Raw genomic sequence first — 25139 nt, 5'->3', positions numbered from 1 at the left:
ACGGACATAAAGCCGGGAAGCATGCATCAAATCCACAGACACCAGCGTGGGCTGCGAGCAGCGTGGCGGGAGGTCCTGCCCCCCGGACCGCGCCGCTGACGCGCCCCAGCAAGGAGCATTATGTGCGGCATCGTTGGATACATCGGCCCCCGGCAGGCGCAGGACGTCCTCATCTCCGGTCTCTCGAAACTGGAGTACCGCGGCTACGACAGCGCGGGCATCGCGGTCCATGACGGCGCGCAGATCGAGGTGAAGAAGAAGGCCGGGAAACTCGAGAACCTCAGCACCCTGCTGGAGGGGCAGCCCATGGGCGGCTCGCTGGGCATCGGGCACACCCGCTGGGCCACGCACGGCCTGCCGAACGACACGAACGCGCACCCGCACGCCACCGAGGACGGGCGCATCGTGATCATCCACAACGGCATCATCGAGAACTACCTGCCCCTGAAAGAGGGTCTGATGAGCCGTGGGCACGAGTTCAAGAGCGAGACCGACAGCGAGGTGCTGGCCCACCTGATCGAGGAAGCCTACGCGGGTAACCTCGAAGAGGCCGTCCGGGCGGCGCTGGCGCAGGTGCGCGGCGCGTACGGCATCGTCGTCACGCACGTCGACCACCGCGAGATCGTCGCGGCCCGCACCGTCAGCCCGCTCGTGATGGGCGTCGGCGAGGGCGAGATGTTCCTGGCGTCCGACGTGCCCGCCCTGCTGGCCTACACCCGCAACATGGTGTTCCTGCACGACGGCGACATGGTCGTCCTGAACGACGACGGCTTCCGCGTCATGGACCTTCAGGGCAACCCGCAGGAACGCACCATCGAGCACATCGAGTGGGACGCCGAGGCCGCCGAGAAGGGCGGGTACGACACGTACATGCTCAAGGAGATCTACGAGCAGCCCCAGGCGCTGACGAACACCCTGATCGGCCGCCTGCACGACGAGACCGGCGAGGTGAACCTCGACATCGACCTCGACCCCGGCAGCTTCAAGCGCATCAGCATCATCGCGTGCGGCACCGCCTTCTACGCCGGTCTGGTGGGCGAGTACCTCATCGAGCAGCTCGCCCGCATTCCCGTGGAAGTGGACGTCGCCAGCGAGTACCGCTACCGCGACCCCCTCGTCAGCGAGAACACCCTGGCCATCGTCGTGTCCCAGAGCGGCGAGACCATCGACACCCTGGAGGCGCTGCGCGAGGCGAAGAGGTTCGGCGCGAAGACCCTCGGCGTGATCAACGCCAAGGGCTCATCCATGACCCGCGAACTGGACGACACGCTGTACATCCACGCCGGACCCGAGATCGGCGTCGCCAGCACCAAGGCGTACACGAGCATGGTCAGCGCGTTCCTGATGCTGGCCCTGTGGCTCGGCCGCGCCCGCGGGACCCTCAGTGCCGAGCAGGGCGCCGAACTCCTCAAGGCCGCCCGTGAACTGCCCCGCCTCGTCGAGGACGCCCTGGCCCCCGAGCGTGTGGCGCGCATCAAGGAAGTCGCGGAGAAGTACGCCATGGCCAGCGACTACCTGTTCCTGGGGCGCGGCGTGAACAGCCCCACCGCGTACGAGGGCGCGCTGAAACTCAAGGAGATCAGCTACATCCACGCCGAAGCGTACGCCGCCGGTGAGATGAAGCACGGCCCCATCGCCCTGATCGACGAGAAACTGCCCGTCGCCGTGATCGCCACCGAGAGCCGCCTGCTGGAAAAGACCATCAGCAACGTGCAGGAAGTCCGCGCCCGCGCCGGGAAGGTCATCCTGTTCCTGTCGGACGGCGACACCGAGAACGCCCGCCACGGCGACGACGTCATCTACGTCCCCCGCGCCCACGAGATGGTCAGCCCCGTCGTGAACGCCGTCGCCATGCAACTCCTGGCGTACTTCACGGCTGCGGCGCTGGGCAAGGACGTGGACAAACCCCGCAACCTCGCCAAGAGCGTCACGGTCGAGTAAGCACAGTCCAGAAGGAGGGGGCCGCAGCCAGTCGCGCTGCGGCCCCCTCCTCGCCTGTTCGGTCAGAAGTTGGCCATGTCGCTGGCGACGGCGTTCGCGGGGATGTTGTACACGCCGTACACTTCCCTGTCCATGAAGCTGTCGGGCAGGTAGGCGTAGCCGCCGTCGCCGAAGCCGCAGCTCCAGGAGTTCTTGATCACGAAGTATCCGGTGGGCAGGGACAGCTTGACGTTCACCAGCCCGGCGATCTTCACGTCGTAGGTCTGCATGCCGGTGGTGACGTGCCCGACGACGTGCACGGCGTGCCCGCCGCGGACCTTGCCGCCCATCAGGCTCAGGTTCGGCAGTCCGCTGGCGCCGATGGCGTCGAAGGCGGGGTCCACGTTGAAGCCCAGGATGAGCTGGTCGCCCCGGTCGATCATCTGGCGCATCAGGGCGCGGCGGTAGGCGCGGGCGGCGTCACCGCTGCCGAAGACGTTGTTGGCGAGGGCCACCCACACTTCGGTGCCCTGCGTGGCGCGGAAGTTGAACGCGGCGTTCGGGGCGATGTCCCACTCGGGTTTCCACGCGCAGTTGTTCGTGCCGCCCTGGCAGACCAGCTGGGCCTGCGCGGTGGTGTCGCTGCACGCCTGGTTGGCGTAGTTCAGGCAGGAGTTCCGGAATTCCGTGACGGGTTTCTTGTCGTCGGCGGGGATGCGGACGCGGCTGCGCGAGGGGTTGTACTTCCAGCGGACCTCGGTGGGGATCATGCGCTGCTTGCCGATGATGTCGTTGAAGTCGCCCCACCCGGCGCCGTCGCCCAGCACGCCGTCGTCGCCGCGCAGCCAGTAGTACGCGTACTGCTCGGAGAGGTTGAAGGGGGTCTTGATGCGCCGGGCGATCTGGGTTTCGAGCGCGGAGACGTACGCGAAGGCCATGCAGGTGCCGCGTCCGCCCTGGTCCTTGATGGTGGTGATCTGGTCGATGCGGTTGCCGCGCATCTGGCTGAACAGGGCGTTGGTGGGCGTGAAGCGGCACGCGCCGTCGGTGGGGTTGTTCACGAAGCCGCCGCCGAGTTCCTCCTGCGGCTGGGAGGGTTTGGCGGGCGTGACCTTGTTCAGGATCGTGGTGGGCACCGTGAAGCGGACGTTCGGGGCGATGTTGACGGTGCGGACGGATTCCGGCGCGAGGAATTCGCGCGGGACGGGGTTCTGTTCGCTCAGGCCGAAGGACTGCAGGATGGCGGCGCGGTTGGCGGGCGCGCTGGCCTCGGCCTGGGCGACGCTCAGGGCGACGGTGTCCTGGCCGTACAGCAGCACGTCCTTGAGTTCCCCGGTGCGGAGTTTCACGCTGGCGGGGACGGTCAGGCCGCGCGGGAGGGCCAGGGTGGCACGGGCGATGTCGGCGCGCAGGTCCGCGCGGCCCTGAAGGCCCTGCACGAGGCTCAGGCTGCGGCTGATCTCGGCGTCGCGGGCCTGGAGGCGCGCGGGCAGCTCCTGCAGGTTCAGTTGCAGGGCGTTCGGGCTCTGCAGGACCTGCTGGAACTGCGCCTGGGGGACGCGCAGGACGTTCAGGTTCAGGTTCGAGATCTGGATGGGTTGCAGCTGGATATTCTGGAGGTTCACGCCGTTCTGCGCGTGCGCGGCGGACAGGGCGGCCGAGAGGGTGGTGAGCAGGGCGGTGCCGATCAGGGTGCGTGCGTTCATGGTGGACCTCCGGTATGGGTATTGAACTGCGGGGGGCGTTGCGGGAGCGTTGCGCGGACTGCGTCTGGTGCTGGGTGCAGTTCAGCAGACCGGCCATGATCGGGCCGTGATCGGGTGGCGGGGGGAGGATGTGCGCGCCCGGAACGGGCGGGCGCTGTCGCCCGGTCCGGTGGGCGGCGGGGCTTCGGGTGGGCTGACTGCCGGGAATGTTGAACCGGTTCAAGCCTTCCGGGTGGGTGGGGCGTGGGGCTTGACAGGAGTGGGCAGGGCGCTCACACTGACTGCATCTCAATGTAATCGTTTGCAAACGGGTTTCCTCGTCTGGGAAGCCAGCCGCTCCACTCATCACCCGCAGCCGTGCCGGGGAGGTGTAATCGATTTCAATGGCCAGCATCCAGGACGTCGCCCAGCTCGCCCAGGTCAGTACCGCCACCGCCTCCCGCGCCCTGTCCCGCCCGGACATGGTCGCCAGCAGCACCCGCGAACGCGTCCTGACCGCCGCCCGCGAACTCGGCTACCAGCCCAACGTCATCGCCCGCAGCCTCCGCCAGGGCGAGACCCGCACCATCGGCGTGATCGTCACCGACATCCTCAACCCCTTCCACGCGCAGCTCGCCAAGGGCATCCAGGACGCCGCCGACCGCCACGGCTACACCGCCTTCCTGTTCAACAGCGACGAGGACCCCGCCAAGGAACGCCGCGCCATCGACACCCTGCGCGGCCACCTGCCCCAGGGCCTGATCATCGTCCCCACCAGCGGCGCCCGCGAGAACCTCCAGGCGCTGAGCGGCGTGCCCATCGTCGAACTCGACCGCATGAGCGGCACCCCGGGCGTCACCACCGTCACCGCCGACAACTCAGGCGGCGCCACCGCCGCCACCCGCCACCTCATCAGCCTGGGGCACACGCGCATCGGCATGATCGTCGGGCAGCAGGACATCAGCACCGCCACGCAGCGCCACGACGCCTACCGCGCCGCCCTGGAAGACGCCGGACTGACCTACGACCCGGCCCTGGTTCTGCCCGGCAACCACCGCGAGGACGACGGCCACCGCGCCGCGCTGCGCCTGCTGACCCTGCCCGAGCACCGCCGCCCCACCGCGCTGTTCATCGGCAACAACGAGATGACCGTCGGGGCCGTCCTCGCCGCCCGCGCCCTGAACCTGCGCATCCCGGAGGACCTCAGCATCGTCGGTTTCGACGACAGCCGCTGGGCCCAGACCATGAACCCCCCCCTGACGGTCGTCGCGCAGCCCACCTACGACCTGGGCACCTGCGCCGCCGAGCAGCTCATCGCGCAGCTGCGCCACCCGCGCGACGGACCCCCGCAGCACCACCAGCTGTCCACCACCCTGATCGTCCGGCACTCCACCAGCCCGCCCCACACGCCCGCCCCCGCTCATAGCCACTGAACCCCCCCCGGCCCATGCGGCCACCCCCGGAGGAACCACCATGCGCAAAGTCATCGCCACCGCCGCCCTGACCACCCTCGCCGCCAGCCTGACCCTGGGGGTCGTGCAGGCCCAGAGCAGCGCCCAGCCCATCATCGGCCTGATCACCAAGACCGAGACCAACCCCTTCTTCGTGAAGATGAAAGAAGGCGCGCAGAAGGAAGCCACCCGCCTGGGCGCCAAACTCCTGACCGCCGCCGGGAAGGCCGACGGGGACAACGCCGGGCAGGTCGCCGCGATCGAGAACATGGTCGCCGCCGGGGCCAAGACCATCCTGATCACCCCCAGCGACTCCAAGGCCATCGTGCCCGCCATCGCCAAGGCCCGCGCGCAGGGCGTCATGGTCATTGCGCTGGACAGCCCCACCGAACCCGCCAGCGCCGTGGACGCGCTGTTCGCCACGAACAACTACCAGGCGGGCATCCTGATCGGCCAGTGGGCCAAGAAAGCCATGGGCACCAAGAAAGCCGTGATCGCCACGCTGGATCTGTTCCCTGGCCACCCGGTCGGCATCGCGCGCCACAACGGCTTCCTGGCGGGCTTCGGCGTCAAGGGCATCACGGCCAGCACCAAGGACCTCGTGAACACCAGCGTCGCCTGCGCGCAGGACTCCTTCGGTGACCAGACCAAGGGCCAGACCGCCATGGAGAACTGCCTCCAGAAGAACCCGGACATCAACGTCGTGTACACCATCAACGAACCCGCCGCCGCCGGGGCGTACCAGGCGCTGAAGGCCGCCGGGAAGGAAAAGAGCGTCCTGATCGTGTCCGTGGACGGCGGCTGCGCCGGCGTGCGCAACGTCGAGAGCGGCGTGATCGGCGCGACCAGCCAGCAGTACCCCCTGAAGATGGCCAGCATGGGCGTCGCGGCGGGCGTGAACTACGCCAAGACCGGCAAGAAGGTCAGCGGCTACACCGACACCGGCGTCACCCTGATCACCAACAAGGCCATGGCCGGGGTCAAGAGCCAGAACGGCAAGTTCGGCCTCGCCAACTGCTGGGGGCAGTAAGCCTCCGGGGGCCGGAGTGATCCGGCCACCCGAGCAGAGCGAGAAGGAGTGAACAGGGTTCCGGGCGTGGAACTGGCTGGCCGGTGCCGTGCCGGTCAGCCAGCGGAACAGACGGAACCCCACCCCAGGCCCTGACCGGCGCGGCTGTCCGGCCCCGCCCCCGACCCTCACCTTCAAGTCGCCACGGCCCGCGCCCCCTGAGCCGCGCGCCGTGGCGAACTTCATTGACCGGGGAGACCCATGAGCATGACGCAACCCACCACCACCACGCCCGGGCGGCGCTTCCAGCTGCCGAACCTCAGCACCCTGGGCCCGCTGATCGCCCTGCTGATCGCCTGCCTGTTCTTCACCTTCCAGTCCGACCGGTTCCTGACGCTGGGCACCTTCAGCCTGATCCTGCAGCAGGCGTCGTTCGTGGGCGTGATCGCCATCGCGCAGACGCTGATCGTCCTGACCGCCGGGATCGACCTGAGCTGCGGGATGATCATGGCCCTGAGCAGCATGGTGATCGGCAAGCTGGCCGTCGAGCAGGGCGTGCCCGTTCCGCTGGCGATCCTGGCGGGCTTCGCGGTCGGCGCGTTCGTCGGCTGGGCCAACGGCCTGCTCATCACGAAGTGGAAACTGCCGCCGTTCATCGTGACGCTCGGCATGTACTCCATCGTGTTCGCCGCCGTGAAGATCTACTCGAAGGCGACCAGCGTCCCCATGCCCGCCGACGGCCTGACGTTCCTCGCGCAGCGCTTCACGGTGTTCGGCACGCCGTTCACGTACGGCAGCCTGCTGATGGTCGCGCTGTTCGTCCTGACGTGGCTGTTCCTGAACTACACCGCGCCGGGGCGGCACATCTACGCGCTGGGCAACAACCCGGAAGCGGTGCGCCTGAGCGGCATCAACACCAGCCGCCTGCTGCTGAGCGTGTACACCTTCGCCGGGATGCTGTACGGCGTGGCGGCCCTGCTGCTGCTGGAACGCATCGGCGGCGCGTCCCCCGAGGCGGGCACCACCGAGAACCTCGAGAGCATCACCGCCGTCGTGATCGGCGGCACCAGCCTCTTCGGCGGTCGCGGCAACGTCCTGGGCACCCTGGTCGGCGTGCTGATCGTCGGCGTGTTCCGTTCGGGCCTGACGTTCATGGGCCTGGACAGCGTGTACCAGAACCTCATCACCGGCATCCTGATCATCCTGGCGGTCGCCACCGACCAGTTCTCCCGGAGGAAAGCATGACCGCCGCCACCCACCTGCCCGTCACCCCCGGACCGCAGACCGCCCGGCCACTGGTCATGGAAGCGCGCGGCCTCGTCAAGCGGTACGGGCACGTCACCGCCATCGGCGGCGCGGACTTCGAACTGCGTCCCGGCGAGATCATGGCCGTCATCGGCGACAACGGCGCGGGCAAGAGCAGCCTCATCAAGGCGCTGTCCGGCGCGCTCATCCCCGACGAGGGCGAGATTCTCCTGGATGGACAACCCGTGCACTTCCGCACGCCCAGCGACGCCCGCCGCGCCGGAATCGAGACCGTGTACCAGGACCTCGCCGTCGCCCCGGCCATGACCATCGCGGAAAACCTGTTTCTGGGCCGCGAACTGTACCGCGGGGGCGCGCTGGGCCGCGCCCTGAAACTCATCGACCGCCGCCGCATGCTGACCGAGGCCACCGAACACATGAAAGGCCTGCAGTTCGCCATCAAGAGCATGAGCCAGCCCGTCGAGACGCTGAGCGGCGGGCAGCGGCAGGGCGTCGCCGTGGCCCGCGCCGCCGCGTTCGCGCAGCACGTCGTGATCATGGACGAACCCACCGCCGCGCTCGGCGTGCGCGAGGGCAACATGGTCCTCGACCTGATCCGCAAGGTCCGCGACCGGGGCCTGCCCGTCATCCTGATCAGCCACAACATGCCCCACGTATTCGAGATCGCCGACCGCATCCACGTGCACCGCATGGGCCGGCGCGCCGCGCTGCTGAACCCCCAGAAGATCAGCATGGCCGACACCGTGTCCGTCATGACCGGCGCCATCCGACCCGAGGACCTCAGCGCGGACGTGCTGGCGCACTAGGGGTGTGGGATTCGGGGTGTGGGCAGTAGGAACAGAGGAGAGGAGGCGGGGGCACGACAGCCACCCGCCTCCTCTCCTTTGGTTTCCTACCGGCTGGGGGTCAGGGCGCGGCCCTGCGTGAGCCAGAGGTTCAGCGCGCACACGAGCAGCAGCGCCCCCAGCGGGAACGGCACGGCGCCCAGGTCCAGCTGGACGTTCACGCCGCGCGTGAAGCTCCCCAGCCGACCCCGGACCTCGCCCGCGTAGTGCCGCAGGGTCACGTCCAGGCCGTCCGTGAAGCTGCCGTAGCGGCCCGTCACCTGATCCGGTGTGAACTCCAGCCGCGCGTCCACGCCCTGCGTGAAGCCGCCCAGGCGGACCGTCATGACACCCGCCGCGATGCCCGCCCGGACGTCATGCCCGCTCGTGACGCCCCCCACGCGGCCCACCAGTTCGCCGCCTTCCAGCCACACGCGCACGTCGGTGCCGTCCGTGAAGCCCCCCACCCGCGCGGTGAGGCGGTCCCCGTCCCAGGTGGCGTGCAGGTTCACGCCGTCCGACACGCCACCGAACCGGCCCGTCAGGGCCTCCTGCTGTGCTACGCCCGTCATGCCGCCCAGGGTAGCGGACGCACTCTGGCAGAAGCCTCACTGGGGGGAGGCGTGAACAGTTGAAAGTTGATGGTTGATAGAGGGGCCTGCCCTTCCATCAACCATCAACTGTCAACCATCGACGCTGCTTACAGTTCCAGCAGCATGCGCGCCGGGTCTTCCAGCAGGTTCTTGAGCATCACGAGGAACTGCACGGCTTCCTTGCCGTCGATGATGCGGTGGTCGTAGCTCAGGGCGATGTACATCATGGGGGCGATCACGACCTGCCCGTTCTGCGCGATGGGCCGCTCGATGATGTTGTGCATGCCCAGGATGGCGCTCTGCGGGGCGTTGATGATCGGGGTGCTCATCATGCTGCCGAACGTGCCGCCGTTCGTGATGCTGAACGTGCCGCCGCTCATGTCCTCCAGCGTCAGCTTGCCGGACTTGGCCTTCTGCGCGTACCCGCCGATGGCCTTCTCGATCCCGGCGAGGCTCATCTGGTCGGTGTCGCGCAGGATCGGCACGACCAGACCACGGTCACTGGCGACCGCGATACCGATGTCGTAGAAGCCATGGTAGATGATGTCCTTGCCCTCGACGCTGGCGTTCACGACCGGGAAGGCCTTCAGGGCCTCGGTCGCGGCGCGCACGAACAGGCTCATGAAGCCCAGTTTCACGCCGTGCTTCGCCACGAACTGATCCTGGTACTTCTTGCGCAGGTCCATGGCGGGCTGCATGTTCACCTCGTTGAAGGTGGTCAGCAGGGCCGCGGTGTTCTGCACGTCCTTCAGGCGCTCGCTGATGCGCTGACGGATGCGGGTCATGGGCACGCGCTGCTCGGGGCGCGCCCCGGCGGGGATCACGGCGGCGGGCGTCACAGGCTGGGCTGCCTGGGCGGGTGCGGCCTGCTGGCCCACCGCACCCAGCGCGTCGGCCTTCGTGATGTTGCCCTTGGGGCCGGTCGCGGGAATCTGCGCGGGGTTCAGGCCGTTCTCCACGACGACCTTGCGCACGGCGGGGGAGAGGTCGTCGCGGCGCGTCGCCTCGTTGCCCGCACTGGCCCCGGCAGCGGCGCTGTCGGGCTGGGTGGCGGTGCCGCCCGCGCTGGCCTCGTTCGCGATCGGACCGCTGACGGCCTCCTGGGTGGCGGCCGGGGCGGGCGCGCTGCCCGCGTCACCCACGACGCCCAGCACCTCCTCGCTGAGCACCGTGTCCCCCTCGTTCTTCGCGGTGCTGACCAGCACGCCGTCCTGGAGCGCCGTGACTTCCAGCACCACCTTGTCCGTCTCGATCTCGGCCAGGACCTCGCCGCGCTTCACGGCGTCGCCGGGTTTCTTATGCCACGCCAGCAGCGTACCTTCGCTCACCGACTCGGAAAAAACAGGAACTTTGATGTCCGCCATAACGCTCTCAGTTATACCCCCCCGGCGCTGTGACTGCGCCGGGGACGCCCGAACACAAGGCACGAAAAAGAGCCGCCGCCGCCCACCAAAGGAGCGGGGCCGCCCCGGTCCTCCCGGAAGCGGCCCCACTGCACTCGGGGTTCAGCCCTGCTGTTTGGCGGTCTCGGCGAGTTCCTTCTGCTCGGCGACGACCTCGCCGCTGAGTTTCTCGCCCAGCGCGTCGGCGATGACCTTGGCCTGCTCCTTGGCGTGCACGCTGGCGTACCCGGCGGCGGTGCTGGCGCTGCGCGGACGGGTGGAGCTCTTGAGGGTCTGCCCGGGGGCGAGCACCTTCTCGAGGTCCTCCCAGATCATCAGCCACGCGCCCTGGTTCTCGGGTTCTTCCTGCGCCCAGACGACCTGCGCGCCGGGGTGCCTGGCGAGTTCGGCGGCCAGGGCCTCGGCGGGGAAGGGGTACAGCTGCTCCAGGCGGATCAGGGCCGTCCCGGCGTAGCCGTCCTTGTCGGCGTCGCGGGCGTCCACGAGTTCCCAGTGCAGTTTGCCGCTGCTGATGACCACGCGGCGGGCGCCCGTGACCTCGGCGTCCCCGATGACCTCGCAGAAGCGGCCGTCGGTCAGGTCGGACAGGGGGCTCATGGCGGCCTTGTTGCGCAGCAGGCTCTTGGGCGTCATGACGATCAGGGGCTTGCGGTAGGGGCGCAGCACCTGTCGGCGCAGCAGGTGGAAGATCTGCGCGGCGCTTGAAGGCACCACGACCTGCATGTTCTTCTGCGCGCACAGCTGCAGGTAGCGTTCCAGGCGGGCGCTGGAGTGCTCGGGGCCCGCGCCCTCGTACCCGTGGGGGAGGAGCAGGGTCAGGCCCGAGAGGCGCTGCCACTTGCTCTCACCGGCGGACAGGAACTGGTCGATGACGGCCTGCGCGCCGTTGGCGAAGTCGCCGAACTGCGCTTCCCAGGCGATCAGGGCCTTGGGTTCGCTCGTGGAGTACCCGTACTCGAAGGCCATGACGGCTTCTTCGGACAGGGTGGAGTCGATGACCTCCACGCGGCCCTGCCCGTCACGCAGGTGCGCCAGGGCCATGTACTCCTCGTTCAGGGGGTCCTGCGCGTTCTGGTCGTGCAGCACGGCGTGGCGGTGCACGAAGGTGCCGCGCCCGGAGTCCTGACCGACCAGGCGCACGCCGAAGCCCTCGTCGAGCAGGCTGGCGTACGCGAGCATCTCGCCCATGCCCCAGTCGAGGGGCTGCTCGCCCTTCGCCATCGCCTGACGGGGCTTGATCACGGTGCGTTCGATGGTGCGGTGCACCTTGAAGCCGTCGGGCACCTCGGTGAGTTGCAGGCCCAGCGCAGTCAGTTTCTCCTGCGGGACGGCGGTGCTCACCTCGTCACGCCAGTGGGTGCCGGTGTACTCGCTCCAGTCCACGGCCAGTTTGCTCTGCGCGGCGTTCTCCATCTCCTCGACCACGGCCTCACCGGCGTCGAGCTGATCGCGGAAGCGGTTGACGAGCGCGTCGCCCTCACCGGCAGCCAGGACACCCTCGGCCTCCAGTTTCTTGGCGTACAGCGCGCGGGTGCCGGGGTGCTGGTCGATCTCGCGGTACATGATCGGCTGGGTCATGCGCGGCTCATCGCCCTCGTTGTGCCCGTTGCGGCGGAAGCAAATGAGGTCGATGAACACGTCCTTGCCGAACTCCTGCCGGTACGCCAGCGCCAGATCCCCGCAGAACGCCACGGCCTCGGGATCGTCGCCGTTCACGTGCAGCACGGGCGCGTTCGCGATCTTCGCGACGTCCGTGCAGTAGCGGCTGGAGCGGGTGTCGCGCGGGTCGCTGATCGTGAAGCCCACCTGGTTGTTGATCACGATGCGCACCGCCCCGCCGGTCGCGAAGCCACGCAGGCGCGACAGGTTCAGGGTCTCCATGACCACGCCCTGCCCGCTGACGGCGGCGTCGCCGTGCACGGTGATGGGCAGCACGCTGCGCCGGGTCTCGTCCCCGCGGCGGTCCTGGCGGGCGCGGACGCTGCCGTGCACGACGGGCGACACGATCTCCAGGTGGCTGGGGTTGAACGCCAGCGCCAGGTGCATCGGGCCGCCGGGCGTGCGCACGTCACTGGAGTACCCCATGTGGTACTTCACGTCCCCGGCCACGTCCGGGTTGTCGCTGAGTTTCTTCTTCCCGTCGAACTCGTCGAACAGCACGCTGCTGGGCTTCCCGAAGATGTTCACCAGGGTGTTCAGGCGGCCACGGTGGGCCATGCCCAGCACGACCTCCTTCACGCCCGCCCGCCCGGCCTGCTGGATGATGCGGTCGAGCAGCGGAATGAAGGACTCGCCGCCCTCCAGCCCGAAGCGTTTCACGCCCGGGTACTTGTTCTTCAGGTACAGTTCCAGGCCCTCGGCGGCGTTCAGTTTGCTCATGAGGCGGCGGCGCTCGTCGCGGCTGAACACGCCCCGGCCGCGGTTGGCCTCCACGCGCTCCTGGAACCACGCGCGCTCATTGGCGGGCAGATAGTTGAACTCGAAGCCGATGGGACCGCAGTACGTCTCCTGAAGCTGCGCGATCACGTCCCGCAGCGGCCCGCTGAACGGACCGTCCTGCACCTGCTCGTTCAGGTCCGCCGTCGACAGGCCGTAGTACTCGGGCGTCAGCTCGGGCACCACCGGCAGGCCGCGCATCTTCAGGGGGTTGGTGTGCGCGCTGATGTGCCCGTACACCCGGAACGCCGTGATCAGCGCGCCCGCCGCCTGCTGCGCGCCGCTCACGCCCTGCGGCGCGGGCACCACGGCCCCGCCGCGGCGCTGCGTGCCCAGCTGGTAGAACGCCTGCTGAACCTTCGAGTGCGGCGTCTCGTGCGCGCCGCCGCGCAACTCGTCGAAGTAGGCCCGCCACTGCGGATCGACACTCTGGGGGTCCGCCAGGTACGCCTCGTACAAGCCCTCGATGAAGGCCGCGTTCCCGCCGGACATGATCGTCTGCGACTGCGTCATAACGCCTCAGCATACCGCCCCCCGCGCGGCGCATTGGCACCCGCACCCCCCGGAATTTGTTCCCGCGTGCGTAACCACCCTGCCAGCGTGGACACCCGTTCACACGACCCCCACCCGGCCCGGCCCGGAACGCGCCACCATGACGGTATGACCACCGACCCGCACGCGGCCTTCCAGGCGGCCCACCCGGACTTCCACACCCTCTTCCCGGACGGTGCCGCGCCCGAACAGCTCGGCAGCGGGCACACCTGGACCGAGGGACCCACCTACGTCCCCGCCCGGCAGCGCATGATCTACAGCGACGTCCGGCAGAACCGCACCTGGGCTTACACCGACGACGGACAGCTGGTCGAGGAACTGAACCCCAGCGACTACCAGAACGGTCACACCCTGGACGCCCAGGGCCGCCTGATCGCCTGCTCGCACGGCCAGCGGGCCCTGCTGCGCCAGGAACACGACGGCCGCTGGACCACCCTGGCCGACCGCTTCGAGGGCGCGCGCCTGAACTCCCCGAACGACGTGGCGCAGCACCCCGACGGCAGCCTGTGGTTCACCGACCCCACCTACGGCCTGGACAAACCCGAGGAGGGCGGACGCGGCGAACCCATGGAGATCCCCGGCCGCTGGGTATTCCGCCTGGCCCCCGACGGCACCCTGACCGCCCCCATCCGCGACCGGCACAAACCCAACGGACTGGCCTTCGCTGGCCCCGACACGCTGCTGCTGGCCGACACCGGCGAGAACCCCGGCACGTACCGCTACCACGTCACCCCGCAGGGCGAGGCCACCCTGCAGGACCTGCACTTCACGGTCAGTCCCGGCAAGACCGACGGCCTGCGCCTGGACGAACAGGGACGCATCTGGAGCAGCGCCGCCGACGGCGTGCACGTCCTCACCCCGGACGGCCAGCCGCTGGGCCGCATCCTGTTCCCCGAGACGGTCAGCAACGTCGCCTTCGGCGGCCCAGGCGGAAAGACCCTGTTCGTCACGGCCAGCAGCGGCTTCTGGCGCGTCCCCACCACCACCCGCGCCCTGACCCTGTAGAGCCCGTACCTGTAACAGCGCGCGATTCGCCAAGAACGGCATAAGGGCCGCCCGTCCGAATGCCGGGGCGGCCCTCCGTACACTGGAGTCATGCAGATCCTGTCGCGCGTGACCCTGACCTTCGGCGTGATCATCCTGATCGCCGCCGCGCTGCTGCTCGGGAAGGACGTCATCGACATCAACCAGCTGCACGCCGTGGCGAACGCCAACCGCAGCACCAACTTCCCCAGCCCGCTGAACACCGTGCTGATCACCGCCGTGCTCGCCGTGATCGGCGGGTTCCTGACCGGCCTGGGCCTGGGCATGCCCAAACGCCTGCCCCGCACCCCCAACCCCCACTGAGCCGCGCGCTGCCCCAGTGCTCCACCGACCGGTGGGGCGTTTCCGTCACCCGTTCTGCCCACAGCGTGCCATCCTGAACGCGCCACATGAACCTGCGTCCCCTGATCGCCGCGCTGCTCGTCACGACTGCCCACGGTGCCCCCACCGTGCAGGGCGCGTGGCACGCCCCGTTCTACCGCCTGACCCTGACCGGCCTGGACGCCCGTGACGGCACGGTCCGCTGGACGCCCGGCGGGACCGGCGCAGACCTGCACTTCACGACCACGCTGCCCACCCTGACCCGCACGGTGCCCACCGCGCAGGACCAGATCCAGATCCGCGTGCAGGGCAAAGACATCCAGATTCGCAGCGCCCAGGGCCGCCCGCTGCGCGTGAACCTGATGCCCGTCCGCGCGGGCGTCGAGGGACCCGCCCCGTTCATCGCCGTGGACGTGTACCCCGAGGAAGCCTGGACGACGTACGAGCCCGTGCCCGTCACGCCCTGCCGTGCCCCAACCCCGGTGCCGGAACTGCCGTACCAGCCGCCCGCCTTCGCCAGCGGCCCGGTCGGGTTCTACCTCGCGCAGATCGACCCGCGCACCGGCACGCCCCTGCGCGTCATCGCCAACGACCCGGATAGCCTGTACCCGCTGGCGAGCACCTTCAAGCAGATCGTCGTGTGGGGCACCCTGCGCGACGTGACAGCCGGACGCCTCAGCCTGAACACCCGCCTGAGCGTCACCGAGGCCAACCGCAGCATCGAGGCGTACCAGCCAGGCGCGCGTACCGTGCAGAACCTCGCCACGCAGGCCATCGTGCAGAGCGAGAACACCGCCAGTGACGTCCTGCACCTGCGCTACGGCCCCGACCGCCTCCAGACCCTCGTGACCGCGCAGGGCGCGTGCCACACCCGCGTGAACACCACCACCAAGGCGTGGTGGGCCGCGCAGGCCGGACTCCTCCCCGACCTCTACGGCCCCGACGTGAACACCGGCGCGCAGCAGACCTTCACCCTCCCACCCGCCCAGGAAGCCCAGACCCGCGCCCGCGCCGTGCAGCAGGCGCAGACCCTGAACGCCGACCGCCTCCTCGATGACCTCGACCGCGCGTTCTTCAGCCCCACCTACCACCCCCAGACTGAGGTGTACCTGCAGAACCGCAGCACCCCCCGCGAATGGGCCACGCTCATCACCCGCATGCACCTCGACCCCAGCCTCAGTGCCACCAACCGAGCGTTCCTGCGCGACACCCTCGCCAAGGGATGCTGCCGCGCCAAGGACCCCACCGTCGCCTACTGGGGCAGCAAGGCGGGCAGCGGCTGGCGGAACGTCACCATGAGTGGCCTGCTGAGCCTGACCGGCGGGCAGACCTTCGCGTACGCCTACTTCAACCCCGGCTCGGACGTCATGGACAGCCTGCTGATCGAAGAGCAACTACCGGACATCGCCCGGTACGTCCTGGAGAACGCCAAGAGGCTCGCGCGGAGCGCCCCTTGAGCATGCCAGAACAACACTGAACTGGTCGGCCGGTCAACAAGTGAGGCGGCGCGTCCAATCCGCTCCTGCTAGCGTCGAACGGAAACCGGACGACCACAGGGAAGTGCCTTATGTTCGAACCCAAAACCAGACCATCAGCTTATTGATTCCTGCGCAACTGGGTCACAGCCGAGCTCCATGCAGGAGGCGCCTTGGAAGCTCAGCCGCTCGCACTTTCCGCCACGCCACGGGCAATCGGGCCTCAACGTCTGAAGATCTGACGGGCAGAAGTTCGCGAGGACATGCTGCTTCACATACGCCCACACCGGCTCAATCGGATTCAGTTCAGGCGCGTATGGCGGGAAGTACACCACCGACAATCGAGGTTCAGCTGCAACGAAGGCGCCCAGCGCCTTCGTCTTGTGAATGCGGGCGTTATCGAGCAGTACCGTGATCGATCCAGAAATGTGACGCAACAGATGCGACAGAAACGACAGGACGTGTGCGCCGTTGATCGACGCTGGATGCGTGTGTTGCAGAAACTGTCCCGTCGTGGCGATCGCTCCAATCGTCGACACGCTGTCCCAGCGGTACTTGGACACCAACACGGGCGTCTGACCACAGGGGGCCCAGGTGCGGGTCACGGTGGGCTTCAAGCTGAAGCCCACCTCATCGATGAAGACGAGTGTTTCTCCGGCCTCAACTTTTTTTTTCCAACTCGGGCACCGTGGTGTCCACCCAGGTGACGAGGGCCTCCTGATCCTGTTCTCGTGCCCGCCTCATCGGTTTCTGTGGTGTGAATCCCCACTGCCGTAAGAGCCGACTGAGGTGATCGACGTCGTACCACACGTCGTAGGTCTGGCCGATCAGCTCGCGCACCTGTGGGCACGTCCAGCGGGCATTCGGGGCCTGCGCGGGGCCCGGCCCCGCGCTGAGGATCGTCATGATCTGGGCGATCTGAGCGTCTGTCAGTCGTGGTGTGCGGCCTGGAGCAATGGTGGCTTCAAGAGAGCCCTGTGTGCGCAGACGTTGTCGCCATCGTCGAACGGCACTGCTGCTGACGCCGCACCGTTCGGCGATCTGGGTGGAGCTGAGCTCCCCTGCGCGGAGATACGGCTCAGCGAACAGTCGCCGTTCTTCCATCTGTTCGCGGGTCCACCGGGTGGGTTGCCAGGCTGGCGGCATGCCCTCATCGTACCCCTCTCGTTACGCTCCAACGCAGGAATCAATAAGACGCGCCCTWAGACACTCCCCCAGGCCAAGACGAATACCATTCCGCCAGCCACAGCCCGCCCCGTGCCCTTCGCACGCGCAGGAACGGGGACGACTCTCAAGCATCCCAGTTCGTCACAGTCCATCAAAACCGTGAAGGTCAAATCGCCACGGGCGATCACCCCCGACACCGCAGCCGTCACGCCACTCAAGCCCACCACCCCCGAACCCACGGCCCCAATTGATCCTGCCACTGGCTTCACCTTCGACAACCTGACCAACGCGCAGTTCAAAACAGCCAGAACGTGGTACAAGGCCAACGCACAGCAGTACACCCCGACCGTTATCAAGGCCATCCAGGAGAAGCTTCAACTGCCGGTCACGGGCACCGTGGATCACGCCTTCCTGAACGGCGTGGCCAGCTGGCAAGCCACCTTCGACCTGGCCCTCTATGGTGGACGTAGCACCGTCCTCGCCAACGGAAATCAACTGGGCGGCTTTCTGCCGACCGGTGCCATCACCCCTGAGCAGATGGCCAAACTGTTCCCCGCCGGACTGGCCCGCCCGGAAAGTTTCGCGCGGTACATCAAGGAAACAGACCGCATCGTCCAGACGTGGAACACCCTGGACACCGCCAGCAAAAGAAAACAGGCCATCGAGGCACTCCTGAAGCAGTTCAGTCAGGCGAACGGCCTGCCCGCACCGCAGTTCACCGCGACACCCATGTCCGCTTCCCTGCTGGGTACGTTCACGTTCAAAACGTGGCAGCTGGAACTCAACGCGTCCACCCTGCGCCCTGACATGACCCCCGAGGAGATCCGTGACGTGTTGGACACGCTGTATCACGAGACCCGGCACGCCGAGCAGAACTTCATGGCCCTGCGGCTCATGGTCGGCATGGGCTTCACCCCCACGCAGATTGCCGCGCGCACCGGCATGCGACCCGTCATCATCGCCGCCGCCGCCCGCAAACCCATCAGCCCGCAGTCCGTGCAGGGCATCGTCGCCAACGAGTTCTACCAGTCCAGCTTCGGCGCGCAGGCGACCAGCCGGAAAGACACGATGGCCAACCTCTCCCTGCGTCGATCCGAATGGGAGATCGCGAAGGATGAACTGAGGTACCTCGAAAGTCGGCGGCAGGAAGTCGTGCAGTTTCAGAAGGAAGCCACCAGCGCCGCTGAAAAAGCCGAGCGGCAACAGCAGCTCAAGACCCTGGACGCGCAGCTGAAGACCGCCCGCACCAAACTCAGCAACGCCGAACGGCGGTACGACGCCGCCTACGACGCCTACCGCGCCATCCCAGGCGAGCGGGACGCCTGGGACACTCAGGGCGCACTGGACACCATCCGCGCCCGGAGCGGGCGACGATGAAGTCCCTCCCCATCGCCCTGATCCTCCTGCTCACCGCGTGCAACAAGGACACCATGACCATCGACTACGCTTCCCCCAGCAGCCTCAAGCAGATCTGCCAGACGTTGACCCGCGCACCTGACTACCCTTCAAAACGGGGCATGAGTGTGCTCAAGGTGCGCCAGGATGCGCCGGACGGATGCAGCAGAAGATCCTGGAGATGATCAAGCCCGAGTCGAAACACAGACACCGTGCGGTGTCCGTGTTTCTTTACTTTGGTAGCTGTTCGACGTGCCACGACCTCGCCCGTCACGCACGCCCAGATGAAGGCGACGCTGACGACCGTCAGGAGCGAAGACACTCGCTCGGGGCGCGTCAGACCCGTATCTTCCAGGTTGAACCCTCTGGTTTTCAACGCGGCGTGCAGATTTTCTGTTTGCCAGCGCAGGGCATACCGGCGCATGTTCGGCAGGGCGTGCCCCCGATACGCCAGGTACAGCATGTCACCGGCTGCGTTTTTCGTGGCCGCCACTCGCAGATTCACACCGTAGATGCGGGTCTGGCGATGCCAGACCCTGACTTCACCCACCTGAAGGTTCTTGAAGACCGCCCAGACCGGCATGCCGTGCGCGCCGATCGTGGCGCGAGCTGGGAGACGAATGCAGGGTGCAATCCCGTGCTGGTCGAGGAATCGAAACCAGTGCTGCCCAATGAATTCACGATCCGCGAGCAGGCACCGGATCTCCCGATCTGGGCAGAGCTTCAGGAAGCGCTCCACGAGCGCTTCCCGGACACAGGAACGACTGGCCCCACCGTGCGGGAGCAGTGTCCACATCAGCGGCAAACTGAACCCGTTCCACACGGCAGAGAGCAGGAGAATATTGACGTCCTGTTGGCCAAGTTTCCAGTTGGTGCGATCGAGAATGAGGTCGACTGGGCCGGGCGGGAGAAAGGACAAGGCGAATCGGGGGAACAGCGCCTCAGGAAACGGGAACTGGACGAACCGGCAGAGCCGCTGATACCGAGTCGTCAACGAGCCCGGGAGGGCGACATGCGTCTTCAGGCTGTACAGGACAACGGTGCGCGCCTGAATGACCGCCAGGATCAGGGCCGTGAAGACGACGAGGCGGCGAGCGTCCACAGGGAAAGCAGACCGCAAGGCGGTCTGCAAGGTATCGTGAGGTGGTCGGCTCCTAAGGGTTTTCATCGCAGAAATACCGTACAGGAGCCGACTTTCTGCTGCCTACTGTGCGTTTTGAAGGGTAGTCAGCCCGCGCACCCGACACGAAAAGCCTGACCGCCACAGTGGGCGCGCGCAGCGACGACCTGGACGAACCCCCGGCAGCCCTTCCGGAATCCCTTGCCGACCTGCGCGTCGGGTCCGTCGGCGAGCACGAGGAATCACTGTGGGTGAAACTGACCTACACGCCCACGCAGCAGCCCACCATGAGTGCCCTTGAACATGAACTGGGCCCACACCGTCCGGCTGCACCTGACGACGATTCCTTCCACTCGGTCGGGCAGTTCACAGTCGAAACCGACGGGACACCCTGCACGGTCTTCGCCTACACACAAGGCATGTACGCCGACATTCCCAGCAGCGCGGCCGTCATGAGTGTCCTGATGGTGTACGACCGCCCCTGAGTCTGCTTGACCCCTCGGTCGGCTGTGCCGACAGCTCCCCTCGAGAGGAGCCAGGGATCCTGCCCGCCCTTCACCCTCCGCAGCGGGCGAAGCGACCCAGCGCCGCGCGACCGTCCGGCGTGCCGCCCGGCACCTCCGCGCCCGCCAGGGAGATGAACGACCATCCGCCCCGCGCGCCATGCTCCACCACCAGGTAGTGCGTCCCGGCCCCCAGCGTGCGCGCCAGCGTCGGCCCGCGCCACCCCACCACGCCATGCCCCGAGTACGCCGAGTACGGCCCGGACACGCCCACCGCGCCCCAGCCGTCCGGTATGAACTCCGGCTGCCCAGACCCCACCGGCACGCCCGGCCCGACCAGCCACAGGCGGGGACGGTACGCCGCGTCACACGCGGAACTGACACCCACTCCGGTTGAATGGTTGGCACAACCGTTCAACCCGAGCGGAGCGAGAAGGAGCAGGGCGGGTTCCGGGCGTGGAGTTGATCACCCGGTGCCCTTCCGGGTGGTCAACGCAACAGACGGAATCCGCCGAACACCGCCACGTCCAAGCGGAAGCCCGGCCCGGTCGTCAGGGCGTACCAGTCGCGGCCTCCCGCGCGGCCCTGCATGGTGATGACCTTCGACACGGTCGGCTGCGGCACCTGGAACGCGGTGTCCTGCGTGCCGCTGCCCGGATTGAACAGCGGCTGATGCGCCCCCGCCCCCGCGAACAGGAGACAGACTGCCAAGATTGCGCCGCGCCACGCCCGAACATTTGTCATGATCGTAGTGTGCAGAACATCCGAGGGACTTTCCGTAGGCGAAGGTGCAACGGACAGGCGAGATCACTGTTCGTAAGTGTCCCGCCCTCGTGCTTTACGGCGTCCACGCTCACGTAGGGCCGGGGCATAAATATTACGTTGGCGTTGATAGAATTCCGCAGCATAATTTCACTACTGCGTGCGTCCTAATGAAGATAGACGGTTGAGTGGATTAGTGTACGACAACCGCCATTCATTTTTTACCATGGTCGCGTTAGGAGATTTTGTGATAAACAAGCTGTCTCTGAAAAACTTCAAAGGCATAAAGAGTCTTGATGACTTGGACATCAAGCCTATCACTATTTTTTGCGGCTCTAACAGTAGTGGTAAGAGCTCAATACTTCAGGCGATTCTACTTCTGAAGCAAACTATGATGAATGCTTCAACAGAGAGGACGGTAATATTTAATGGTAAATATGCCCATTTAGGATCCTACAATGAAGTTGTTTATGGTAAGAACCCTGCTAATAATATAAGTATCTCCCTTACGCTAAACGATGAAGGAATTATTGATAATGATTACGGACTCGGGCTCTCGGTGGCATTTTGGGTCCAACAAATAGCTGGATTGGGATTTAATCTAGACGATGCTGTTTTGCACTATGGTATTGAATTGGAAAATCTAAACAAAAATGATGGAGCGGATTTTATAGATACCGCAAAAGACATAGTAGTAAAAACAATGAACTTTTCTATAAAATCTGCTGATAATCTGCTTGAGATTATTTTGCAGAGAAAGTCTGATGCAAAATATCATGCAGTTTTTAAAAATATTCCAAGATATCTATCCAGAACTAAAGATAAAGGAGATAGAATTTCAAGAGGTTCATGTGATATAACTCTTTCATTTATAGGTGCTAGGCCGTACGTTGCGCTGGGTGTTACAAGTGAGGAGAGGCATGTTAGCGGCTTAGAGGATCTGCGGATTATTGTAAATTACATTGGTCAAATGCTACAAGGCCTGCTCAATAGCTATAATTATATTGGTCCCCTGAGATATGAACCGCAACGGAGATATGTTGTTGAAGAGGATTTCAAGGAGATTGGCGTCAAGGGTGAAAATGCACCATATATTCTTCTATCGGAGCGAGATAAGCAGATTAATAATTCGATTAGGATTGAAGGAAATAGATTCGTTAAATGCGAGCAGTCATCACTAATAGATAGCATGAATTTCTGGCTAGATAGAATGGGAATAAATGCATTTGACAATATTTATTCAGGCGAATTGCTAAAACTAGTAATGAAATCGCCTTCTGGCACGCTCGTTAATATTAGCGATGTTGGGTTTGGAGTGAGCCAAATCTTCCCGATAATTTTAGAAGGGCTCAGAATGCCTGAGGGATCTACTCTGATACTTGAACAACCCGAGATACACCTGCACCCCGGTTTACAGATGCATTTAGCGGATTTTCTGATATCTTTGGCGCTTTCGGGTAAATCTGTAATCGTTGAAACGCACAGCGACCATCTAATTAACAGGATGGTTCGCAGAATAGTTGAAGATGACTCAACGTCAATTAAAGATATCACGTCAATCTACTTTGCTGAGAATGTGAAAAATAATGTTGAGTATCAAAAAATAAAGATAGATGAAGAGTTTGGCGTAGTTAATTGGCCAAAAGGATTCTTTGATCAAAATGTTTCTGAGCAGGAAATCATACTTAAAACAGGTATAAAAAAGCGGCAGAAGCGAAGAGGTGTGGATGTTCGCGGTTGAACCCGGTTTTTTTCTGATGAGTGAAGACGATTGGTCAGATAATGATGAGAGGGATAAATTCATTTATGAGATGCTTCATATGGTGCGGCTTGTTAAACTACTGGGCGTAAATCCGTTTTTTCCTGAAGAAATATATAATTATATAATTGAGGATGCCCAAAAGCCGCCTTATATAAAGGATGAGAATTGGAAAAGGATGATGTATCCGATCCTATATAGTGAATTTACTAAATTATTCGTGAATACGCCGATATCAGAGAAGGATCAGGACATGATTCCTGATGATCTGATAAGTTTTATAGAGCCTTCTAGTAAGGAGAAATTTGCTCGCTTCATACTTAATTTATCTGACAATTTTGGTCAAGCTGATTTTATTAGAAAAGTACTACTTAAGAAGAGAAATATCAGGGGTGATATAAAAAATATTCAAATAACTCCAAAAAATGAAGATATATCCATACTTAGTCTTACTTCCTTGTGTAAAAAATTCTATTTTACAGTAGAGGACAATTCGGAGAGCATAGAGGAAGCTGTTAATCTATATTTTGAAATCATGTATCCTGATAACGACTACAAGGAGATTAGGAATTTTAGGATCGAAAACAGATTTGTTAGAGACATATCTAAACTGAATGAAAAATCTAAAGCGGAAGCCCTAATGCAAATTGCGAAGAGGCTTTCTTTGCGCAGAGAGAATTGCGGTAGAAGATCTGATATTAATGATCACTATATAGAGCAGTCGCGCGAATGGAGATTCTATGTCGGTGGAGCGAGAGTCCACTACATTGAAGATGGTGATGTTGTGGTCATAACTAAGTATTATTCGGAGTCACAACATGATAACTATACTCGATAGAAAAATACATATACTTCTTAAAAAATAGAAATTTGCAATCTTTAAATTAAGAATTAAGATCAAATTTAGATGCCGCCGAGGTGAGTACGTTTGTTTATTGGATTAAAATATTTATGAATAAGGCGCGTATTGAGTACTGACGATTCCGTTGATTATATTTCCAGCGCCAGCTTGTCCACGTCATTTAACAGGGGGGTGCCTGCCGGGTACTCCCCGTTGAAGCATGCCAAGCACAGGCCGGGGCCGCCGACGGCTTCGCGGATGCCCTGCTCACTGATGAACGTCAGGGTGTCCGCCCCGATCAGGTCGCGGATCTCCTCGATGCTGTGCGTACTGGCGACCAGTTCCTTGCGGGCGGCGGTGTCGATGCCGTAGAAGCATGGGTGCTTGATGGGCGGGCTGCTGACGCGGAAGTGGACCTCGGTCGCGCCCGCCTCGCGCAGGAGGTTCACGATCTGGCGGCTGGTGGTGCCGCGCACGATGCTGTCGTCGACCAGCACGACGCGTTTGCCGCGCACGGCGCTGGTGGGGCTGAGTTTCATCTTGACTTTCAACTCGCGCGCTTCCTGCGTCGGGGCGATGAACGTGCGGCCCGCGTAGGGGTTCTTGTACAGGCCGTAGTCGAACGGGATGCCGCTCTCGCGGGCGTAGCCGATGGCCGCGCCGATGCCGCTGTCCGGGACGGGCACGACAATGTCGGCGTCCACGGGGTGTTCCTTTGCCAGCTGGTGGCCCATGCGGATGCGGCTCTCGTGGGCGTCCGCGCCGTCCAGCTGGCTGTCGCTGCGCGCGAAGTAGATCCACTCGAACGCGCACGGCGTGGGCTTCCTGGGTTCGACCATCAGGGAGTGCAGGCCCGTGCGGTCGATCCACACGAGTTCGCCGGGTTGCACGTCACGGATCAGGCGCGCGCCGACGGCGTACAGCGCGCACGGCTCGGACGCGATCACGTACGCGTGGTCGTCCCGCTGCCCGATCACCAGGGGCCGCACGCCGTTCGGGTCGCGGAAGCCCAGCAGCTGCGTGCGGCTCATCAGCACGCACGCGAAACCCCCCTTCAGGCGTTTCATGGCGGCGGCGGTCGCCTCGATCAGGTCCAGGTGACTCTCGCGGGCGATCAGGTTCAGCATCACCTCGCTGTCGTTCGTCGTCTGGAACAACGCGCCCTGCATCAGCATGTCGTTGCGGACCTCGCGGGCGTTCACGAAGTTCCCGTTGTGCGCCAGCCCCAGGATGCCCTTGTTCGTCCGGGTCGTCAGCGGCTGCGCGTTGAAGCGCAGGTTACTTCCGGTCGTGCTGTACCGCACGTGCCCGATACTCACCCGCGCGTTCGCCAGCCGCACGCTGTCCAGGCGCCGCTCGTCGAACACCTGCGTCACCAGACCCAGGTCCTTCTCCACGTGGAACTTCTCCCCGTCCGACACGCACATCCCCGCCGCCTCCTGCCCACGGTGCTGCAGCGCAAAAAGGCCCAGGTACGTGAACCACGCCAGGTCCAGCGGCTCCGGCGAGAACATGCCAAACACACCGCATTCATCCTGCGGCTTATCAAGAATCGGATCAAAGATCATGCGAGGCTCCAGAGGTGGGGGCCGGGGGCGCGCGTGGCCCCCCCT

General features: G+C 64.4%; 20 protein-coding genes and 1 pseudogene. 12 read left to right on the top strand and 9 right to left on the bottom strand.

Going from position 1 to position 25139, the window contains the following annotated elements:
* Positions 1 to 120 precede the first annotated feature (120 nt).
* Positions 121 to 1941 (top strand): glutamine--fructose-6-phosphate transaminase (isomerizing), encoded by a 1821-nt coding sequence (gene glmS / locus DEIGR_RS14555; protein ID WP_058978293.1) that lies wholly within the window; start codon positions 121 to 123, stop codon positions 1939 to 1941.
* Between the two features lie 62 nt (positions 1942 to 2003).
* Here the strand turns inward: glmS and DEIGR_RS14550 are convergent, their stop codons facing one another.
* A complete protein-coding gene (locus DEIGR_RS14550) occupies positions 2004 to 3626 on the bottom strand; it encodes a C1 family peptidase (RefSeq protein WP_058978292.1) in 1623 nt (540 codons plus the stop codon).
* A 383-nt stretch (positions 3627 to 4009) separates the two neighbouring features.
* Between DEIGR_RS14550 and DEIGR_RS14545 the strand changes: the two genes are divergently transcribed.
* The 4 genes from DEIGR_RS14545 to DEIGR_RS14530 all read left to right on the top strand — a co-directional run bounded on the left by DEIGR_RS14545 (position 4010) and on the right by DEIGR_RS14530 (position 8137).
* On the top strand, positions 4010 to 5038 hold the full coding sequence (locus tag DEIGR_RS14545) for a LacI family DNA-binding transcriptional regulator (RefSeq protein WP_058978291.1): 1029 nt from the start codon (positions 4010 to 4012) through the stop codon (positions 5036 to 5038).
* A 40-nt stretch (positions 5039 to 5078) separates the two neighbouring features.
* A complete protein-coding gene (locus DEIGR_RS14540; protein WP_058978290.1) occupies positions 5079 to 6086 on the top strand; it encodes a sugar ABC transporter substrate-binding protein in 1008 nt (335 codons plus the stop codon).
* 246 nt (positions 6087 to 6332) lie between these two features.
* Positions 6333 to 7310 carry an ABC transporter permease gene (locus DEIGR_RS14535; RefSeq protein ID WP_153013760.1) on the top strand — a complete coding sequence of 326 codons (978 nt, stop codon included), beginning with the start codon at positions 6333 to 6335 and terminating at the stop codon, positions 7308 to 7310.
* The gene (locus tag DEIGR_RS14530; RefSeq protein WP_058978288.1) at positions 7307 to 8137 is read left to right on the top strand and encodes an ATP-binding cassette domain-containing protein; all 831 of its coding nucleotides are present in this window, start codon (positions 7307 to 7309) and stop codon (positions 8135 to 8137) included. The genes DEIGR_RS14535 and DEIGR_RS14530 overlap by 4 nt, the downstream gene beginning before the upstream one ends.
* A gap of 86 nt (positions 8138 to 8223) precedes the next feature.
* On the opposite strand, the gene DEIGR_RS14525 is transcribed toward DEIGR_RS14530, so the two are convergent.
* From DEIGR_RS14525 to DEIGR_RS14515, 3 genes are all read right to left on the bottom strand, one after another.
* Positions 8224 to 8727 carry a hypothetical protein gene (locus DEIGR_RS14525; protein WP_058978287.1) on the bottom strand — a complete coding sequence of 168 codons (504 nt, stop codon included), beginning with the start codon at positions 8725 to 8727 and terminating at the stop codon, positions 8224 to 8226.
* Between the two features lie 128 nt (positions 8728 to 8855).
* Positions 8856 to 10112 carry a 2-oxoglutarate dehydrogenase complex dihydrolipoyllysine-residue succinyltransferase gene (gene odhB, locus DEIGR_RS14520; protein ID WP_058978286.1) on the bottom strand — a complete coding sequence of 419 codons (1257 nt, stop codon included), beginning with the start codon at positions 10110 to 10112 and terminating at the stop codon, positions 8856 to 8858.
* 141 nt (positions 10113 to 10253) lie between these two features.
* The gene (locus DEIGR_RS14515) at positions 10254 to 13100 is read right to left on the bottom strand and encodes a 2-oxoglutarate dehydrogenase E1 component (RefSeq protein WP_058978285.1); all 2847 of its coding nucleotides are present in this window, start codon (positions 13098 to 13100) and stop codon (positions 10254 to 10256) included.
* A gap of 147 nt (positions 13101 to 13247) precedes the next feature.
* On the opposite strand from DEIGR_RS14515, the gene DEIGR_RS14510 reads away from it, so the two are divergent.
* From DEIGR_RS14510 to DEIGR_RS14500, 3 genes are all read left to right on the top strand, one after another.
* Positions 13248 to 14144 carry an SMP-30/gluconolactonase/LRE family protein gene (locus DEIGR_RS14510; RefSeq protein WP_058978284.1) on the top strand — a complete coding sequence of 299 codons (897 nt, stop codon included), beginning with the start codon at positions 13248 to 13250 and terminating at the stop codon, positions 14142 to 14144.
* A 90-nt stretch (positions 14145 to 14234) separates the two neighbouring features.
* Positions 14235 to 14486, top strand: coding sequence for a hypothetical protein (locus tag DEIGR_RS14505; protein WP_058978283.1), 252 nt, complete (start codon positions 14235 to 14237; stop codon positions 14484 to 14486).
* Positions 14487 to 14572: 86 nt separating this feature from the next.
* On the top strand, positions 14573 to 15961 hold the full coding sequence (locus tag DEIGR_RS14500) for a serine hydrolase (RefSeq protein ID WP_058978282.1): 1389 nt from the start codon (positions 14573 to 14575) through the stop codon (positions 15959 to 15961).
* Between the two features lie 162 nt (positions 15962 to 16123).
* Here DEIGR_RS14500 and DEIGR_RS19775 read toward each other — a convergent pair.
* Positions 16124 to 17125 (bottom strand): annotated as a pseudogene (locus tag DEIGR_RS19775) (IS630 family transposase).
* 180 nt (positions 17126 to 17305) lie between these two features.
* Here DEIGR_RS19775 and DEIGR_RS14490 point away from each other — a divergent pair.
* A complete protein-coding gene (locus DEIGR_RS14490) occupies positions 17306 to 18523 on the top strand; it encodes a hypothetical protein (RefSeq protein ID WP_058978281.1) in 1218 nt (405 codons plus the stop codon).
* A 121-nt stretch (positions 18524 to 18644) separates the two neighbouring features.
* Here the strand turns inward: DEIGR_RS14490 and DEIGR_RS14485 are convergent, their stop codons facing one another.
* On the bottom strand, positions 18645 to 19709 hold the full coding sequence (locus DEIGR_RS14485; RefSeq protein ID WP_058975330.1) for an IS4 family transposase: 1065 nt from the start codon (positions 19707 to 19709) through the stop codon (positions 18645 to 18647).
* Positions 19710 to 19807: 98 nt separating this feature from the next.
* On the opposite strand from DEIGR_RS14485, the gene DEIGR_RS14480 reads away from it, so the two are divergent.
* Positions 19808 to 20146, top strand: coding sequence for a hypothetical protein (locus DEIGR_RS14480; RefSeq protein WP_058978280.1), 339 nt, complete (start codon positions 19808 to 19810; stop codon positions 20144 to 20146).
* 70 nt (positions 20147 to 20216) lie between these two features.
* On the opposite strand, the gene DEIGR_RS14475 is transcribed toward DEIGR_RS14480, so the two are convergent.
* Positions 20217 to 20552 (bottom strand): hypothetical protein, encoded by a 336-nt coding sequence (locus tag DEIGR_RS14475; protein WP_153013759.1) that lies wholly within the window; start codon positions 20550 to 20552, stop codon positions 20217 to 20219.
* A gap of 101 nt (positions 20553 to 20653) precedes the next feature.
* On the bottom strand, positions 20654 to 20908 hold the full coding sequence (locus DEIGR_RS14470) for a hypothetical protein (RefSeq protein ID WP_153013758.1): 255 nt from the start codon (positions 20906 to 20908) through the stop codon (positions 20654 to 20656).
* 265 nt (positions 20909 to 21173) lie between these two features.
* Between DEIGR_RS14470 and DEIGR_RS19770 the strand changes: the two genes are divergently transcribed.
* Together DEIGR_RS19770 and DEIGR_RS20460 are read left to right on the top strand one after the other, a co-directional pair.
* Positions 21174 to 22667: a DUF3696 domain-containing protein gene (locus DEIGR_RS19770; protein ID WP_160329945.1), complete on the top strand. Its 1494-nt coding sequence runs from the start codon at positions 21174 to 21176 to the stop codon at positions 22665 to 22667.
* A gap of 16 nt (positions 22668 to 22683) precedes the next feature.
* Positions 22684 to 23523 (top strand): hypothetical protein, encoded by an 840-nt coding sequence (locus DEIGR_RS20460; protein WP_153013756.1) that lies wholly within the window; start codon positions 22684 to 22686, stop codon positions 23521 to 23523.
* Between the two features lie 152 nt (positions 23524 to 23675).
* Here the strand turns inward: DEIGR_RS20460 and purF are convergent, their stop codons facing one another.
* The gene (purF, locus tag DEIGR_RS14465; RefSeq protein ID WP_058978277.1) at positions 23676 to 25094 is read right to left on the bottom strand and encodes an amidophosphoribosyltransferase; all 1419 of its coding nucleotides are present in this window, start codon (positions 25092 to 25094) and stop codon (positions 23676 to 23678) included.
* Between the last annotated feature and the right edge of the window lie 45 nt (positions 25095 to 25139).

Source organism: Deinococcus grandis, assembly GCF_001485435.1.
GTDB classification, from domain to species: domain Bacteria; phylum Deinococcota; class Deinococci; order Deinococcales; family Deinococcaceae; genus Deinococcus; species Deinococcus grandis.
The sequence above is the reverse complement of the archived record's forward strand: the minus strand, read 5'-3'. Positions and strand labels throughout refer to the sequence as shown.